At 65.7% G+C, this 15,085-nt stretch carries 16 protein-coding genes; 11 read left to right on the top strand and 5 right to left on the bottom strand.

The features are described from left to right. Positions 1-17 precede the first annotated feature (17 nt). Together fabZ and KY501_RS18245 are read right to left on the bottom strand one after the other, a co-directional pair. On the bottom strand, positions 18-497 hold the full coding sequence (gene fabZ / locus KY501_RS18250; protein ID WP_224364458.1) for a 3-hydroxyacyl-ACP dehydratase FabZ: 480 nt from the start codon (positions 495-497) through the stop codon (positions 18-20). Next, a complete protein-coding gene (locus KY501_RS18245; protein ID WP_224364457.1) occupies positions 490-801 on the bottom strand; it encodes an acyl carrier protein in 312 nt (103 codons plus the stop codon). Before KY501_RS18245 ends, fabZ begins: the two co-directional genes overlap by 8 nt. 183 nt (positions 802-984) lie before the next feature. Here KY501_RS18245 and KY501_RS18240 point away from each other — a divergent pair, with 183 nt between their 5' ends. After that, positions 985-1,857, top strand: coding sequence for an SDR family oxidoreductase (locus tag KY501_RS18240; RefSeq protein WP_224364456.1), 873 nt, complete (start codon positions 985-987; stop codon positions 1,855-1,857). Between the two features lie 84 nt (positions 1,858-1,941). Then, on the top strand, positions 1,942-2,331 hold the full coding sequence (locus KY501_RS18235) for a hypothetical protein (protein ID WP_224364455.1): 390 nt from the start codon (positions 1,942-1,944) through the stop codon (positions 2,329-2,331). A gap of 72 nt (positions 2,332-2,403) precedes the next feature. On the opposite strand, the gene KY501_RS18230 is transcribed toward KY501_RS18235, so the two are convergent. Further along, complete coding sequence (locus KY501_RS18230) at positions 2,404-2,868, bottom strand: DUF1801 domain-containing protein (RefSeq protein WP_224364454.1); 465 nt, start codon at positions 2,866-2,868, stop codon at positions 2,404-2,406. Between the two features lie 169 nt (positions 2,869-3,037). Between KY501_RS18230 and KY501_RS18225 the strand changes: the two genes are divergently transcribed. The 5 genes from KY501_RS18225 to mgtA all read left to right on the top strand — a co-directional run bounded on the left by KY501_RS18225 (position 3,038) and on the right by mgtA (position 8,735). Beyond that, on the top strand, positions 3,038-3,406 hold the full coding sequence (locus KY501_RS18225; RefSeq protein ID WP_224364453.1) for a serine/threonine-protein kinase: 369 nt from the start codon (positions 3,038-3,040) through the stop codon (positions 3,404-3,406). Positions 3,407-3,495: 89 nt separating this feature from the next. Further along, positions 3,496-3,951 carry a hypothetical protein gene (locus KY501_RS18220; RefSeq protein WP_224364452.1) on the top strand — a complete coding sequence of 152 codons (456 nt, stop codon included), beginning with the start codon at positions 3,496-3,498 and terminating at the stop codon, positions 3,949-3,951. Positions 3,952-3,979: 28 nt separating this feature from the next. Continuing rightward, the gene (locus KY501_RS18215; RefSeq protein WP_224364451.1) at positions 3,980-5,053 is read left to right on the top strand and encodes a hypothetical protein; all 1,074 of its coding nucleotides are present in this window, start codon (positions 3,980-3,982) and stop codon (positions 5,051-5,053) included. Between the two features lie 96 nt (positions 5,054-5,149). Continuing rightward, on the top strand, positions 5,150-6,181 hold the full coding sequence (locus KY501_RS18210; protein WP_224364450.1) for a lysylphosphatidylglycerol synthase transmembrane domain-containing protein: 1,032 nt from the start codon (positions 5,150-5,152) through the stop codon (positions 6,179-6,181). Further along, entirely contained in the window at positions 6,174-8,735 is a 2,562-nt protein-coding gene (gene mgtA / locus KY501_RS18205) for a magnesium-translocating P-type ATPase (protein ID WP_224364449.1), read from the top strand. Before KY501_RS18210 ends, mgtA begins: the two co-directional genes overlap by 8 nt. Before the next feature lie 515 nt (positions 8,736-9,250). Here the strand turns inward: mgtA and KY501_RS18200 are convergent. After that, entirely contained in the window at positions 9,251-9,520 is a 270-nt protein-coding gene (locus KY501_RS18200) for a hypothetical protein (RefSeq protein WP_224364448.1), read from the bottom strand. Positions 9,521-9,565: 45 nt separating this feature from the next. Between KY501_RS18200 and KY501_RS18195 the strand changes: the two genes are divergently transcribed. The 4 genes from KY501_RS18195 to KY501_RS18180 all read left to right on the top strand — a co-directional run bounded on the left by KY501_RS18195 (position 9,566) and on the right by KY501_RS18180 (position 13,994). After that, complete coding sequence (locus tag KY501_RS18195; protein ID WP_224364447.1) at positions 9,566-11,983, top strand: PAS domain-containing sensor histidine kinase; 2,418 nt, start codon at positions 9,566-9,568, stop codon at positions 11,981-11,983. A 134-nt stretch (positions 11,984-12,117) separates the two neighbouring features. Continuing rightward, complete coding sequence (locus KY501_RS18190) at positions 12,118-12,864, top strand: hypothetical protein (protein WP_224364446.1); 747 nt, start codon at positions 12,118-12,120, stop codon at positions 12,862-12,864. 69 nt (positions 12,865-12,933) lie between these two features. Next, entirely contained in the window at positions 12,934-13,206 is a 273-nt protein-coding gene (locus tag KY501_RS54315) for a transposase (protein WP_373691619.1), read from the top strand. Positions 13,207-13,454: 248 nt separating this feature from the next. Beyond that, positions 13,455-13,994, top strand: a complete 540-nt coding sequence (locus KY501_RS18180; protein ID WP_224364445.1) for an HD domain-containing protein — start codon at positions 13,455-13,457, stop codon at positions 13,992-13,994. Between the two features lie 152 nt (positions 13,995-14,146). Here KY501_RS18180 and KY501_RS18175 read toward each other — a convergent pair whose 3' ends face one another. Next, a complete protein-coding gene (locus KY501_RS18175) occupies positions 14,147-14,956 on the bottom strand; it encodes a class I SAM-dependent methyltransferase (RefSeq protein WP_224364444.1) in 810 nt (269 codons plus the stop codon). Between the last annotated feature and the right edge of the window lie 129 nt (positions 14,957-15,085).

Here is a 15,085-nt window from a genome sequence, read left to right as displayed (position 1 = left end):
ACCCGATTTCCTTGCGTTCAGGAGCCGAGCATCAGCTCGCCGTCAGCGACGAGCTCTTCGCCCACCAGCGCTTCGACCTTGACCTGATGAATGGTGCCCAGGCTCTTGAGGTGCGTGGCGCGCACGCGCAGCTGATCCCCCGGGACCACCGGACGCCGGAAGCGCATCCGCTGGATGCTCGCCATGACCCCCGGACGCGCCTGCTTCGGAGCGGCCTGCTCTGGGGACTCCGCGCCCGGAGTGCTCCGAGTGCGGAGCATGACTCCCGCGACCTGCGCCATGGACTCGACGATCAGCACGCCCGGCATGATGGGGTGCTCGGGGAAGTGGCCCTGGAAGAAGGGCTCGTTCGCCGTGACACACTTGACACCCTCGGCGAACACGCCGGGATCCAAGGTGTTGATCCGGTCGACCATGAGCATCGGGTAGCGATGCGGAAGGAGCTTGAAGAGCTCCTGGATGCCGAGCTGGGACGGCTGCGTCTGCGCGCTATGCACTGGCGGTCTTCTTTCCGCTCTCGGCGAGCAGCCGGATGACCAGCTTTGCGAGCGTGTCGATGGAGTGGAACTCCTTGGCGACGCTGTCGTCCGCGATGACGACGCCCCACTTCTCCTCGATGCCGACAACGATCTCGAGCGCCTCGACGCTGTCGAGCCCCAGGCTCGTTCCCTCACCGTTGCCACTGCCAAACAGAGGCGCTCCGTCCTGGATGCTCGCGGGCTCAATGGGCAGCCGCAGGCGCTCCACGATCATGGACTTCAGGCCATCCTTCAGTTGCCGCTCGTCAGTAGGTGTCTGCATCGCCCCTCCTCGTGTTGAGGATTCAACGTACAGATCCCGTCTGACATCACGGCATGTGCGAGGGAGATCCGCCGAAGCCCGGCGTGCGGAAACAACGCGTTGAGTAGGGTTCTGGCTACCCTTCAAGCCAAACGATCTGTACACCTGCTCGCAAGCCTGACCTTCTGACCCGCGGAGAGAATCGTGAAGCCCCGAACTGTGCTCATGACTGGCTGCACCAGCGGCATCGGACGTGCTACGGCGCTGCATCTGGCGGCTCAAGGCCACCGGGTGTTCGCAACAGGGCGAAACCTGAAGGCGCTCGAGGAGCTCGCGCGAGAAGCCAAGGGAGCCCTCCACCCCATCGAACTCGACGTGACGTCCTCAGCCTCCGTGGAGACCGCGCGAGCCCTGGTGGAGCAGCAGACGCAGGGCGCAGGCATCGATGTCCTCATCAACAATGCGGGCTTCTCCCTGGTCTGCCCTATCGAGTTGGTCGATGACGCGGCGCTCCGGAGCGTCTTCGAGACCAACGTCTTCGGCCTGGTGCGCGTGACTCGAGCGTTCGTCCCCGCCATGCGGGCACGCCGCTCTGGGCTCATCATCAACATGAGCTGCATTACAGGCCGCATCACCTTTCCCTTCGAGGGGGTCTACACGGCGTCGAAACATGCCCTCGAGTCCATCAGCGACGCATTGCGTCTTGAGCTTGCCCCGTTCGGTATCCGGGTGACCATCCTGGAGCCTGGCGCCGTCTCGACCTCCTTCGAGGCGACCTCGTCCAAGACGCTCGAGCTCTCGGGACAGCAGCGTGACTACGCCAGCATGATGGAGGCCGCGGGGCAGAGCCGAAGCGAGGCCTTCCAGATGGTGCCCGGACCTGCATTCGTCGCCGCGGCCATCGGCCGCATTGTCGCCGCCAGGAGGCCGCCCATTCGGGTCGTCACTCCTCTCTCGACGTCATTCTTGCTTCGGGTCCTCCTCTCCTTGCCCGACCGCTGGCGAGACGCTGTCGTCGCGAAGATCTTCGGAGGACTGAAGGCTCCGCCAGCGGCCTCGCCCCCCGGCCAAGCCTAGGATCGGCGGCTTCGATGATGCATTCTTCGCACGCGTCGTCGACCGCGTACTCCTGCCACTCTTGAAACCGCAACGGAGGCAAAGGTGACACGAACCATTCCTGGCAGCCGTTTCCTCGAGGAGTACGCGAAGCACTTCATGCTCAACCTCGGGCAAGCGGTGCAAGGCATTCGCTATCTCTCTTCTCACCCCGATATCGACGAGGTGGCACCGCGACGCACGCTCCGGCACGCAGCCCTCTCCGTGCGTCTTCGGTCGAAGCGAATTGCGAACGACCTGTTCTTTGCCGTGATCCCTCCGCATTGGCACCACACGCGCGAGGAGCTTGCCGCCATGACGAGCATCCCCGCCTCGAGGTGGTTCCAGTATGGGTACTGCGCCTGGCGGTTCACGGACTCAGGTGCCCCCAAGGACCCGCTCCCACCCGACATCGACAAGCGCTGGGATCCCAGATGCAAGGCTCCGCATCCCTGACCTGGCTACGCACTCCATGTGACGGAAATTCGGCCGTTCCCTCTGCCCTGTGTCAGGGGTGATGCGCACGGCTCACCGCAAGCCTGCGCGTCCGCGTTTGGTGCTCCCTTTTTCTTCCTGAGCCTCAAACCCGTGCCGTATTGCCGCTTCAAGGACATCAATGTGAATGTCTTTGAGGGCCTTGAACCTGATGCAGTACCCGGTCACGCTTGCCTTGCCCAGCCTCTTTCCAAACGCTTTGGCCAGGTATGTCTTGTCCTTGATACCAAGGATGTAGACAGAGATTCCGGTCTTGTTTGCACTCATGCCGACTCGGAAGGAATCTTTCGTTGTTCCATCAGCGTATGTGATTGTGTGAAATCCATACCCGATCGTGGGGTTGCTGACAGTTTTACCCTTGCTGTCTTTGCCGTCGGAGAACCACAATTTACGTGCCGGCAACGCCCGGAGTATGAGCCGGTGCAGCTCCTGCATGTCGCTGCGCTTGGGTTCAGGCTGGCCGGCAAGATGCTCTTTGATTTGTCCTTGTACGTTCATCACCGGGATTTCCCATTTGATTCTCGGCCACGACCGCAGTGGGCCCTGGATGGTGAGTGTAGCGTATAGACGGGATAGAGGCGAGGTGGAGAGTGAGGGCTGGAGCGGAGGTGCCTAGTGGAGTGTCCGACAAGTCCTTGGACATAGTCCCAGGGGATGAATAGCTCTGGTGGATACGGAACTGCCAGAGCACGTAGACGACTACATCCTGCGGGCTGCCACGTACACCGCGCAGGAGGTCGAGGAGCTGACGGAGGACGTGTTCCCCCCGCTGCGCTCCATCCTCCGAACGTTGCTCCAGCGGCGCCCCGAAGATCGCTACCCGTCAGCGGCAGTGCTAGAGGATGAGCTCCGCAAGGGGTTGGCCGCGTTGGGTACTCCCTACGGAGCCGCCGAAGCCATCGCGGAGGTGCGGCGCATCTCGTCGGCCGCCCGCATGCACAAAAACGTAGGCGGCCCCATTGCGCAGGATTCCGCGTCCATCACGCGCAAGCTATCCGCTGATTACGTCAGCACGTCGCCGGGTAGCTCCGCGTAGCGCCCCACTCTCGTCCATGGAATGGCAGGCACGCTTTCCGGCTACACTCCCGCCCCATGCGACCTGACCGCGCTCATGCAACCCCCTCCTTGCTGGCAGCGCTCTTCCTCCTCGGAGCCACGGCCGGCTGTGGCGACGACATCCTGCTCCAGACGAGCTATTCCGCGAAGGACACGGCTGGTGGCGGCTTCGGCAATGGCACGGGCGGCGGCGGCCAGGGCTATGAGACCGCTCCGCAGTGGCCGGTGAAGATCCCCGTCTCCGTCTTCGCGGCGAAGAACAGCCAGCAGGAGACGCCCATCATCTCCATCACCACCCTGGCGCTCACCCCGCCGCAAGGGTCGGCCTGCACCGTGGGCACGCCTCCAAGCTGCTCGTTGACCTGCGCCTTCGAGCTGACCATGAGCGGACCCGGCCCGTGCGTCGTCCAGATGGATGCGGACACAGACAAGGGGAAGGTGTCGCAGTGCTTCTCCTACGTGCTGACCCCTTCCGATCAATTCGCTTCGGCCTCGAGCACCGCGAACACGCTCTGCGGCTTCTAGTCCTTCCAAGCCAGGGTTCGGGATCCCCATGCGACTGCCGCTCCTCCTCTGGGTCCTGGTGTCAGCTCCGGTGACGCATGCGCAGACCGACGCCCCTTCTCCGACCGAGACGTCCGCGCCTCCTCTCGTCCCCGCCGCTCCCAGCCCCCGGCCGGCGCATGAAGCCGCCCGAGCGGAGCTCCCGCTCGTCCTCGAACCGGGCGACACGCTGATCCTCCGTCTGTCCGAGGGCCCGAGCTACTCCGGCAAGCTCCTGGGCCTGGTGCCCGAAGGGCTCTCCTTGCAGCTGCGCACCCGCCAGGTGGTGAACGTGCCGCTGGCCAACGTGGAGCGGCTGGACCTGGAGAAGCGCTGGTTGCTCCGGGGCGGGCTCGTGGGCGGCGGAGTCGGTGGCCTGCTCGGGGCACTGGGGGCGGGCTCCGTCTGCCTGCTGAGCTCCACGGAAGGGGCTGTCGACGTCGCGGGCTGCACCGGCACGGGCTTCCTCGTCGGCGGAGCGATCGGCGCGGCTCTGGGCCTGGTGGCGGGACTGGCGAACATCCACTGGGACACCGTGTACGAGCGTGACAAGCAAGGTCCCCTCTCGTTGCGGCTGGAGGAGCCCGGCGTCATCGGCCGCTGGTTCGCCCAGACGGGCCATCGCGGCGAGTTCGGGCTGCTGCTGGGCAATGCGATGGCTCTGGGCAGATCCCGGGTGACTGTGGGCTACGGAGGACGGATTCACGCGCTCTTGCTGCTCGGCCCCCACTTCGCGCTCGGCCCGGAGCTCGCCGTGTACAACAACGTGGGCGACCGCACGGTCGTGGAGGGCAACGGCTCATCGTTCCACGAAGACCACTCCCTCGAGCAGCTCGGGGGCGTGATGCGCGGCACCGTGTCGCTGGGCCCCACCCGGGCTTCGCTGCTGGTAGGGCTGGGACACCATGGCAACATCACTGCTCACTTTGGAGGTTCGGTGGGGGCGGAGGTGGAGGTTCGCCCCTGGGAGCAGATCCCCCCGCTGGCCTTCGAGGCGCGCTACCTGCTCCAGCTCGCCGACAGCGGGAGCGCATCTCGGGAGCAGTTCCTGACGCTCGGCCTGGGTACCCGCGTGCGGTGGTGAGGGGCCTCCCGCAGAAGCACTCCCTCGCCTCCCCGCTTCAACGCTGCGTCCCGCCCCCCGGAGACACATCCTCAGAGACATCGTCAGGAGGTACGGGTGAGTCCTGGCCCGGAAGCGCGGATGGAGGCAAAAGATGCGCTCCCACCTCCGCCTGCTCTCACAGGGCGCAAGCGCTGGGGCTGGGTGCCCGGGATCCTCCTGCTCGCGGGATTCCTCATCTTCGTCCTCGCTCGCTATGCCGAGGAGCAGGAGCTGGCCCGCCTCTTCCTCCAGGCCCGCCCCGGCTGGCTCCTCGCCGCGGCAGGGCTCCAGGCGTGCACCTACCTGTGTGCCGCAGCCCTCTGGAAGCGCGTCCTGCTGCGCACCGGAGTCCACGCTCCCGTGCTCGCCCTCGCCCGCCTGTCCCTCATGAAGCTCTCCTTCGATCAGATCTTCCCCAGCGCGGGACTCGGAGGCTCGCTCGTCGTCGCCCGAGGACTCCGGCGACAGGGCGCCTCCCCGGGCGCGGCCGCCGCCTCCGTGCTCATCACCAACCTGTGTCTCTACATCTCCCAGGCCCTCACGCTCGGCGGCAGCGTCCTGTTCCTCTGGGCCCGGCACCAGCTCATCCCCCTGGTGACGTGGCTGGCCGGAACGTTCTCCATCCTGTTCGCCATCGTGCCCGTCACCATCCTCTGGCTCACCCGCCACCAGGGCTGGGCTCCTCCCCGATGGTCTCGACGCGTGCCCGGCCTCGAACGTCTGCTGAGCGCCATCTCCCAGGTGCCTCCCGGGCTGGTGCGCAACCCCCCGCTGCTCTTCGAGAGCACCCTGCTCTACCTCTCCATCTTCCTGCTCGACGCAGCCACCCTCGGCGCCGCGCTCCGAGCCCTGGGCCACACCGCTCCGCTGAGCACCGTGCTCGTCAGCTTCATGCTCGCGTCCGTCGCCGAGACAGTGGGCATCATCCCCGGCGGCGTCGGCACTTTCGAGGCCGCCTGCGTCGGCCTGCTCAACCTGCTCGGAGTCCCGCTCGAAACAGCGCTCGCCGGCACCCTGCTGCTGCGCGGCTTCACCCTCTGGCTCCCACTGCCGGCGGGCCTCTATCTCCTCAAATGGAGCACCTCCGAGGAGAAGCCCGATGGGTGAGCGATCCGCCACACGCTCGGCTCCCGCTCGCGAGCCCCCAGCGTGGAGCGGACCCGCCGAGGCGCTCCTGACGAGGCTCGGGAGCAGCCCCTCGGGACTGTCGAGCCAAGAGGCCACCTCCCGCCTCGAGCGCCATGGCCCCAACACCCCGGAGCAGCACGGCCGCCACTCTCCCATCCTGGACTTCCTGCGGCGCTTCCGGGATCCGCTCGTGCTCGTGCTGCTGGTGGCCTGCATCGTGTCCGCGCTCACGGGAGACCTGACCAGCGCCTCCATCATCGCCACCGTGCTGCTGCTCAGCGTGACGCTGGACTTCCTCCAGGAGCACCGCGCCGGAGACGCAGCGGAGCGGCTGCGGCGCTCGGTGGCTCCCCGCGCCCGTGTCCTGCGAGATGGGAAGGAACAGGACGTGCCCTCCGCCACGCTCGTGCCCGGAGACATCGTGCTGCTGGAGGCCGGCAGCCTGGTGCCCGCGGACGCGCGGCTGCTCGTGGCCAAGGATCTCTACGTGAACCAGGCGCTGCTCACGGGCGAGCCCTACCCGGTGGAGAAGAACCCCGGAGAGGCCGCTCCCGGCGCCAGCCCCGCCGAGGCCACCAACGCCGTCTTCATGGGCACCTCCGTCATCAGCGGGACAGCGAAGGTGCTCGTGTTCGGCACAGGCTCGACGACGGCGATGGGCTCCATCGCCCACGCACTGACGCAGCGCGCGCCCGCCACGGCCTTCGAGCTGGAGACGCGCCACTTCGGGCTGATGCTGATGCGGCTCACGGTGCTGCTGGTGCTCTTCGTGCTGCTCATGCACCTGCACGCGCACCGGCCGCTGCTGGAGTCCTTCCTCTTTGCCGTGGCGCTGGCGGTGGGCCTCACCCCGGAGCTGCTGCCCATGGTCGTCTCCGTGACGCTGTCTCGCGGAGCGCTGCGCATGGCAGCCCGGCACGTCATCGTCAAGCGGCTGAGCGCCGTGCACGACCTGGGCAGCATGGACGTGCTGTGCACGGACAAGACGGGCACGCTCACCGAGGCGCGCATCCACCTGGAGCGTCACGAGGACGCCCTGGGCCAGGAGCGCACTCGCGTGCTGGAGCTTGCATGGCTCAACAGCCACTTCGAGTCCGGCCTGCGCAGCCCCATGGATGAGGCCATCCTCGCGCACGAAGAGGTGAAGGCGGACGGCTGGCGCAAGGTGGACGAGGTGCCCTTCGACTTCGAGCGCCGCCGCGTCTCCTTGCTGCTGGAGCGCGAGGGCCGTCGTCTGCTGGTGGTGAAGGGCGCTCCCGAGCAGCTCCTCCCGCGCTGTACCCAGTACGAGGAGGACGAGGGCCGTACCCTGCGCCCTCTCAGCAGAGGGAGCCTGACCCGAGTCCAGGCGCGCTTCGCCAAGCTGGGTGAGGAGGGCTTCCGCGTGCTTGCGGTGGCCTGGCGCGATGAGCCTCCGGACGTGCAGGTGGCACGCACCGGAGACGAGGTGGAGCTCACCTTCGCCGGCTTCGCCGCCTTCCTGGATCCACCGAAGCAGAGCGCCCGTCCCGCGCTGGAGGCACTCGTGCGCGGCGGCGTCCGGGTGAAGGTGGTGACAGGAGATGACGAGCGCGTGGCCCTCCACGTCTGCCGGGAGCTGGGCCTCCAGGTGGACGAGGTGCTCACCGGCAAGGAGATGGAGGCGCTGGACGAGCAGGCGCTCCAGGTGCGCGCGGAGCGCGCCTCGCTCTTCGCCCGTGTGTCCCCGGTACAGAAGAGCCGCATCATCCGCTCGCTGCGCCACGGCGGGCACGTGGTGGGCTACATGGGCGACGGCATCAACGACGCGCCCTCGCTCCACGCCGCGGACGTGGGCATCTCCGTGGACGGCGCGGTGGACGTGGCCCGCGAGGCCGCGGATCTGCTGTTGCTCAAGCAGGACCTGGCCGTGCTCGAGATCGGCGTGCGGGAGGGCCGGCGCACCTACGGCAACGTCATGAAGTACATCCGCATGGGAACCAGCTCCAACTTCGGCAACATGCTGAGCATGGCGGGCGCCTCGGTGCTGCTGCCCTTCCTGCCCATGCGGCCCCTCCAGATCCTCTTGAACAACCTGCTCTATGACGTGTCGGAGCTGGCCATTCCCCTGGACGAGGTGGACTCGGAACAGCTCGCGAAGCCCACCCGGTGGGACCTGCGCCGCATGCAGCGCTTCATGGCGGTGTTCGGTGTGCTCAGCTCGCTCTTCGACGCGGCCACCTTCGCCGCGCTGCTGCTGCTCTTCCAGGCGCACGAGGCGCTGTTCCAGACGGCGTGGTTCATGGAGTCGCTCACCACGCAGGTGTTCGTCATCTTCATCATCCGCACCCGGCGCAACCCGCTGCGCAGCCGGCCCTCGCCCTGGCTGGTGCTGTCCTCGCTGGGCGCCATCGCCGTGGCCAACCTGCTGCCCTTCACGCCCCTGGGCGCATGGTTCGGCTTCGTGGCTCCGCCGGTCCTGCTCGTGCTCGCGCTGGCGGGGCTGGTCGTCCTCTACCTGCTGTCAGCCACCTTGCTGAACCGCGCGTTCTCCCGCCGCTACGACTTTTTGTGAACGGCTCGGCCGAGCTGCCGGCCCGTGGGCTGGCGACGATGGCCCTGGCTGGACTGCCGCTGTACATTCCGCGAGCGCGGCACTATTGGTCCAGCGGCGCATAGCGAATGGTCTTTATTGAAATCGTCAATGGCCTCTCGGCCAGCATCGTGAGTGAACGGCGAGGCATAAGATTGTCGTGCCGCAGGAGTCTCCTGGCTCCAGCCTCATGCGCGGCAACGAGTTGAGAACACCTGAAGGATGAGAGAGGCGGTGGAGTGGGAACTCGCTCTCTTCGAGGGGCCGAGCGCCCCGAACATGGGGGGGCCATGTTGGAAGAGAGGCCAGGGGCGACACACATCCAGCAAGTGCTCGGCAGGTGGGTGCCGGTCACGAGCACGCTTGCCATCCTGGTGGCCTGTCTCGACCTCCTTGGCTGGTGGTGGGGTTTGGTGGGGATTGTCCGTGTCATCCCCCTGCCGAGCTCCGGCATCATGATGCCGAACACGGCCGTGGGCCTTCTCTTGAGCGGTGCCTCACTCTGGCTGAATCGCGCGCAGCCGCTGAATTCCCAGCGTCGAAGGCTCAGTCATGCGCTGGCGATGGGGGTCGTGCTGTTGGGAGGGCTGAACCTCGTCGAGTACATCTTCGCGGTCGATCTCGGGATCGATCTCCTTCTCTTCAAGGAGACGGTCCAGAGCGTCGTACCCCATCTGCCAGGACGACCCGCTCCAATAACGGCGCTCTGCTTCTGCCTGCTCGGGCTGGCTCTTCGGCTCCTGGATGTTGAAACGCGTCGAGGGCATCGTCCTGCCCAGTTCTTCGCGCTCATTGCTGGAGGCTTTGCTTCATTGGCCTTGCTCGGATACGCGTACCTGGTAGAGGCGCTGTTCACTTCAGAGAGATTGATCTCCTCTCTCCCGTTCTTCACTCCCATTGCGGTTCACACCGCATTCGCCTTCCTGATGCTGTCGCTGGGGATCCTCTTTGCCCGGCCTGACAGAGGGGTGATGCGGTGGGTCACCGGAGATGACGCGGGAAGCTTCATGGCTCGACGGCTGCTTCCTGCGGCCATTCTTGTCCCCGCGGTGGGTGGAGGGCTACGGATTCTGGGTGAGAGGCTGGGGCTGTATGGGACTGCGGTCGGGGTCGCGATCTTCGTGGTCATCACCACGCTGAGCCTGTTGCTCCTCATCGTCTGGAATGCGGCGGCCCTGCAGCGCATCGATGTGAGGAGGCGTGAGCTGGAGCAGGGATACCGTCTCTCGGAGGCGCGCCTCTCTGCCATCGTCTCCAGCGCCGCCGACGCGATCATCTCCGTCGACGAGCAGCAGCGGATCACTCTCTTCAATGAAGGAGCGGAGAGAATCTTCGGTTACTCCACTCGCGAAATCCTCGGACAGCCGCTGGAGATCCTTCTTCCCGCGCGGCTGCGAGAGATCCACGGGCAGCACATCCGCAATTTCGCGGCAGGTCCACAAACGGCTCGGCAGATGGGCGAGCGGCTCCCGATCTCCTGCCTGAGGAGAAGCGGCAAGGAGTTTCCCGCTGAGGCCAGCATCTCGAAGATCGCGGTGGGAGGGAGGCAACTCTTTACCATCATCCTCCGAGACAACACGGAGAACAGGCGCGCAGGGGAGGTGCTCCGAGAGAGTGAGGAGCGATTTCGTACCGCGTATGAGAACGCTCCTATCGGGATGGCCTTGGTGGGCGTGGACGGCCTTTTCCTGAATGTGAACCGGTCCCTGTGTGAGATCGTCGGCTATTCGGAGGAGGAAATTCTCTCCAAGACCTTCCAGGACATTACCTACACCGAGGATCTGGAGGAGGATCTGGCGAACGTACGTCGGCTCCTTCAAGGGGACATCCGCTCCTATCAGCTCGAGAAGCGCTATATCCATAAGAAGGGACATCTCGTCACGTGCTTGCTGACGGTCTCCCTGGTCCACGACTCCCGAGGCCAGCCGCTCTACTTCATCTCGCAGGTTCAGGACATCTCCGAGCGCAAGCGGCTGGAACAGGATTGGCGCTTCCTGGCCGACGTCGGCCCTCAGCTCGCAGTCTCCCTCGATCCGCAGGCCACGCTGGCCACCGTGGCACGGCTGGTTGTGCCGGCCTTGGCGGACTGGTGTGTCATCGATCTCCTGGATGACGAAGGGCGGGTGGCGGCGGTTGAAGGCGCGGCCGCGAGTGTCGAGAAGCAACGCATCTTGCAGGAGATGCTCACCCGGTACTCCCACGATCCGGCTCGGCATGGCCACATCGTGGCGAAGGTGCTTCGGACACGCGAGTCAGCGCTCCTTCCGGAGTTCCCTCAGACAGTGCTCAATGAGGCGGCGGAGGATGAAGGTCACCTGGTGCTACTTCGCCAGCTCCAGCCGGTCTCTTGCATGGTCGTGCCTCTCCTGGCGCGCGGGCACACCCTGGGCGCGCTCATCCTCGCGACCTCCGAGTCAGGCCGACGCTACGACGCCAGGAGCCTCATGCTGGCTGAGGAACTGGCACGCCGCGCAGCGCTTGCCGTTGAAAATGCCCGCCTCTTCAAGATGTCCGAGCAGGCCACGCGGACTCGCGACGAGGTGCTCCGGATCGTCGCCCATGATCTCCGCACACCTCTCCAAGCCATCTCCCTGAGCGCCCAGACGCTTCTGAGGCGTCTACCGGCAGAGAGCCTCACCGACACCCGACCGCTCGATACGATCCAAAAAGCGGTCTCGCGCTCCACCCGCCTCATCCAGGATCTGCTGGACGTCGCTCGCATGGAGGCGGGTCGCATCTCCGTGGAGAGTCATCCCGAGAAAGCCGCTCCGCTCATCAAGGAGGTGCTCGAACTGCACCGCGCGCTCGCGGAGGCGAAGTCCATCCAGCTCACGGGTTCTGCTCCAGAGGAGGGAGCATTGATCCTTGCCGATAGGGATCGCTTGATCCAGATCCTCTCGAATCTGGTGGGCAATGCACTCAAATTCACGCCCGAAGGAGGACAGGTTACCCTCAGAGTCGAGCGAGTGGGAGACACCATGCGCTTCTCGGTTGGTGACACCGGGCCGGGAATCCCCGCAGAGAGCCTGCCTCACATTTTCGAGCCTTTCTGGCAGGCCCGAGCGAGCAGGAAGGAGGGGGCAGGACTGGGATTGGCCATCGTGAAAGGGCTGGTCGAGTCCCATGACGGACAGGTCTGGGTCGAGAGCAAGCCAGGAGTGGGAAGCACGTTCTTCTTTACGCTTCCCATCGTGTCGACAGCGAAGGAGCATGCCGCACGTCCTGGATGAAGCGGCAGCGCGCTCTCAACGAACGCGCCACCATCTGGGCCTCGAGGCAAGAGCGCACCGTTTGCCGCCGCCTCCGAGCCGGGGGAGCGGCTACAGTCCACGCCATGGAGACAAACGAGCCAGTTCCTTGCACCGTGAAGGAGTTCCAACCGCAGCGCGGCTTCGGGACGCTCATCCTGGAGGACGGCCGGGAGCTGCCGTTCGACATCTCTGTGTCCTGGAAGCGCGAACTCCCCGCTGGGACACGGTGCCTGGCCACGCTAGCTGTCCGGCCCACGGGGCTCCGGGTGGTGCTGCTCCAGCCCGAGCCGCCCCCCGGCATCACGCTGGAGGAAGGCATCGCGCAGTTCCACGCCTGGGGGCTGCTCACCGAATGGGACGCACGGATGTGCCGCGAGCGACTGCCCTCGCTGCCCCTGCGCAGCACCACGGAGCTCACCGGCGGCAGGCCACGGCCTGCAGGGCCTCCGCCTACGGAGCTGAGCCCCGACGACGCGGCGGTGCTGCTGCTCGACTACTACGGAGAGGGCCTGTCGGCGCGAGCCCGAGCGGACCGCTCCTTTTTCATGCCCTCAGCCGACACCCACTCTCGCTATGCCAAGGCGCTGGGCGAGGGGCTGCTCGTCCTCATCGGTGAGCCCGGCTTCCTCACCCTCAAGCTCAAGAGCGCGCACACCGGCGTCATCGTAGACCGCTCGGGGCAGAAGCACGACGTGCGGGTGGGGCACGGCGACACCGTCGTCCTCGTCGTCAACCGGCTGCTGGAGGCCGCAGGCTCCCCGGGCCGCCTCTACCAGAAGAAGCTCTTCGGGACGCCGTGGCTCACGTTCCGCGAGGAGTCACGGCAGCCCACCGGAGTCGTCGCCGCGCTCCTCACGTGAGGCGGCTCTACTCGTAGCGCTGGGGTCGACGAGGCATGAGCTCAAGGGATTGAGGCCAGGCCATCGTCGATGGCGGCGAGCCACTGCTCCTGCTTGTGGGTCAGAGCGCCTAACGAGCGAGAGGCCCCGCTGCTGCCAGTTCCCAAGAAGAAGAAGCTTGGGCGCGGTCGACCACGGGCCAGCGACCGTGCCGCCTTGGAGGCCATTATCTTCGTGCTCAGAACCGGTATCCTCTGGGAGATGCTCCTGGCCAGACAGTTCGGTCTGTCGGGGATGACGGCTTGGCGGCGCCGCGTGTTGCTCTCGTCGACAGAAAGGGCCTGCCCCTGGCCGAGAGCCTGACGGGAGCCAACGTCCACGACACCCACGAATTGTTCCCCCCCTGTTGGATGCGGTGACGTGAAGCAGCCCCGTGGTGGTTCCCGACACCGGCCCGGCAAGCTGCATGCGGGCGTGGCTCCACCAGCGGCGGTGCCTGCGCGTGCGGGATGAACGTCGGGACGATGTCCACTTCGCCCTCCTCGTGCTTGGTAACTGCTTGATACTCTTCCGAGGCCTTCAAACCTGATTTTTGTTAGGAGCACTTAAGAATGTGGTCCCAAGATACTTTCACTCGCGCTCTGAACTTTGCGGCCAGGGCGCACGGCAATCAAAGAATGCTGGGAAGCGATCTGCCCTATGTCGTACACCTCTCTTGCGTTGCGGTGGAGGTGCTCGCGGCGTGCACCGTGGATCCGGAGGCGGACGCGGACCTCGCCGCCGCCTGCGCGCTGCTCCATGACTGCATTGAGGACGCAGGCGTCACGTACGAGGAAGTGAAGGCTCTTTTCGGCGAGCGCGTAGCAGATGGGGTGCTCGCTCTAACGAAAGACGAGTCCCTACCCAAGGCAGTGCGCATGGAGGACTCACTGGCACGCATCCGCAATCAACCACGGGAGATTTCGATGGTGAAGCTTGCGGATCGCGTCACGAACTTGGAGCCTCCACTTCCTCCAGGGACTCTAGAGGAGCGCGGCGCCTATTTGGCGGAGTCTCGCCAGATCCAGGAGTGCTTGCGTGGAACAAGCCCGCTTCTGGAACGGCGCCTCGAAGAGAAGATCGCAGCCTATGGAGTGCACTGCCATGTCTGAGAAAGTGTTGAGCCGGAGTGAGCAGACTCCAGACGTAGGGGTCCCCAGCAATCGTCCCAGCACAAGAGGGCTGCACTCAGCCGACTGGGATGTGGTGGAGACTTCGGATGAGGTGAAAATTCTGGAAGCCCCCTACAAGCCCCGCGGACGCATCACACCTTCTCCGCGATGATCTCCATCACCAGCGGCAGGATCATCAACGCGTCAGGCGCCTGGAGCCAGTTCGCCGCGGCGCGGCGCATGGCTTGGGCGTCATCTCGTGTGATGACGCCCAGCTCAGCCATGCGCGCGGTGTTGTTTTCGATGAAGGAGAGCGGCCAGTTGGAGGCAAAGTCGCTGGGGCGGCAGACGTCGATGAGCGGCGTCATGCTGCGAATGCGGAAGCCGTGGCGCGGCATGGCTTGCGCGAGCGGCACGGCGATGTTGGGCTCTCCACCGGTGGCGCGCCAGCTTGCAATCACGGCTTCGACGAAGCGGTCGAGCACTTCGTGGCCCGGGAAGCAGCGCCAGGTGCCGTAGTCGGCGTATTCGTGGATGACGAGCGGCGCGCCGGGCTTGAGCGCCGCGCCGATGCGCGCGAGCAGCGTGGAGGGCTCGGAGAGAAACGCGAACACCCAGCGCACCCACGCGGCGTCAGCTTCCGGCAGACGTGCCGCTTGCGCGAGATCCATGTCGTGGATTTCGATCTGCGTGACGTTGCGCGCTTCCTTGCTGGCGCGGAGTGCGGCGAGGAAGTTCGGCGCGCGCTCGAGCGCGATCACGCTGCCGTCGCGCCCCACCACGTCAGCGAGATCGAACGTCGCATAGCCGGGGCCAGAGCCGACATCCAGGATGCGCATGCCGCGCGTGAAGCCGGCACGGCGCCATGCGTCAAGCGCACGTGGGCGCCACACCGCGTGCTGCAGCCCGAGCCGCTCCAACTCCGCCTGATGCACGCCAAGGACGTAATCACGCTCCGCCATGAGGTGGGCCTCCTGTTTCGTGGCGCCATAGCAGATGCCATACCTCCACGCTCGTCGAAGTCACAGATGACTCCTTAACCCGTGCTGCTGCGCTTCCTATGCTGGGTGCACAGGCAGCATCCATATCGG

Source organism: Hyalangium versicolor, assembly GCF_020103695.1.
GTDB classification, from domain to species: Bacteria; Myxococcota; Myxococcia; order Myxococcales; family Myxococcaceae; genus Hyalangium; species Hyalangium versicolor.
Note: the sequence above shows the minus strand (reverse complement) of the source record. Positions and strands in the feature narration are given on the sequence as shown.

Coding starts and splice junctions, on each gene's coding strand:
- KY501_RS18230 (WP_224364454.1), bottom strand. CDS start 2,868: ATGAACGTACAAGGACAAATCAAAGAGCATCTTGCCGGCCAGCCTGAA.
- KY501_RS18245 (WP_224364457.1), bottom strand. CDS start 801: ATGCAGACACCTACTGACGAGCGGCAACTGAAGGATGGCCTGAAGTCC.
- KY501_RS18200 (WP_224364448.1), bottom strand. CDS start 9,520: ATGCCCTCGACGCGTTTCAACATCCAGGAGCCGAAGAGCCAGCCCGAG.
- KY501_RS18215 (WP_224364451.1), top strand. CDS start 3,980: ATGCGACTGCCGCTCCTCCTCTGGGTCCTGGTGTCAGCTCCGGTGACG.
- KY501_RS54315 (WP_373691619.1), top strand. CDS start 12,934: ATGGCGGCGAGCCACTGCTCCTGCTTGTGGGTCAGAGCGCCTAACGAG.
- KY501_RS18180 (WP_224364445.1), top strand. CDS start 13,455: ATGTGGTCCCAAGATACTTTCACTCGCGCTCTGAACTTTGCGGCCAGG.
- KY501_RS18175 (WP_224364444.1), bottom strand. CDS start 14,956: ATGGCGGAGCGTGATTACGTCCTTGGCGTGCATCAGGCGGAGTTGGAG.
- mgtA (WP_224364449.1), top strand. CDS start 6,174: ATGGGTGAGCGATCCGCCACACGCTCGGCTCCCGCTCGCGAGCCCCCA.